We start from the raw sequence: 1119 nt of genomic DNA, 5'->3' as shown, positions 1-1119 counted from the left end.
CTTTATATGCCAAAGTATAACGCTAAGCTTGGAAAACACGAATCGAACCGATTTTAGCAGCAAACTGCAAGTCATAGCTGTAGCCAGCRCAATCCAAAAACTGTCCCACCAAGCTAAATTGCCAATATGTGCGGTGTGAGCTCCAAATTGAAGGGCAGTGTTTAACGTTTCGCCAAGTACCGCTCCCCAGACGATCATCCCAAATTGATGTTTTACATGCGAGGTAAACGCGCCGCAAAAAATTCCACAAAGCAAAGGAGCATCCCAGCTTGGATCAATCCAATGAAAAACGGGATCAAAGCTATACATTTTGCGGATGAAACCCCAAATGACAGCAATCATTATTGTACACAATATTAAGTACCCTAGATAACTCCAATCCTCGGCTTTCTTAAATGCGAGTATGCCTAACAGCAATAGAAGACAAACACTCATATGGAGCTCGACCTGAATATGGCCATGTAACGGCTTCCACCAAAACGAAACAACCATCAGTGCGATTAACGCAATGCTAAGAAGCGACAACATACGACGGCTAATATCGGGAGCTATAAACGGCTTCCAGCCTGTCGTAATAAGAATAAACATAATAATCATAATCCAAATCGACATATATCCGGGATTCAACGTTATCTCACCTCTTGTACCCCCTATTATGCACCAAAAAAAAGGAGCTATTCCTGCGAGTTTTCGCAGAAATAGCTCCTTTTTGTAAATATAAGAAAGTATATCATTTGCTTCTACTTATCTTACATTTCTCCGTCAAAGCTGCCTCAGCATCCAGAGGACGCTGAAGGCGTTTTTGATTGATATAAAAAGATATTATTTAAGGTTTTTAAGCTTGTCGCCGAAACGCTCTGCAAGTGAGTAGCTCATGCTCTCATTGCTCAAGCTTACATTCGGGTTATCGATTTTCTCGATTTTTGGTGAACGTGGTGCACGATCAGGTCTAGCGCTAGGAGCTGGTTGCTCAGGCGCTTCTTCTGTTTCTTTGATGCTTAGGCTAACGCGTTTTTCAGCAGGGTTAAAGTCAAGAACTTTCGCTTGAACTTCTTGGCCTTCTTGAAGAACTTCGTTAGGTGTAGCAATGTGACGGTGTGCGATTTGCGAGATGTGAAC

General features: G+C 42.4%; 2 protein-coding genes. Both read right to left on the bottom strand.

Going from position 1 to position 1119, the window contains the following annotated elements:
- Positions 1–627, bottom strand: a 627-nt coding sequence (locus tag AC1DSE_RS35620) for a YphA family membrane protein (RefSeq protein WP_477529165.1), incomplete at its 3' end; no start/stop codon positions are given.
- Between the two features lie 195 nt (positions 628–822).
- Positions 823–1119 (bottom strand): S1 RNA-binding domain-containing protein (locus AC1DSE_RS35615; RefSeq protein ID WP_477529164.1); only part of this gene is annotated, 297 nt, incomplete at its 5' end.

This window comes from Paenibacillus sp. 01L418 (assembly GCF_056400045.1).
This window is presented reverse-complemented; position numbering and strand designations above follow the sequence as displayed.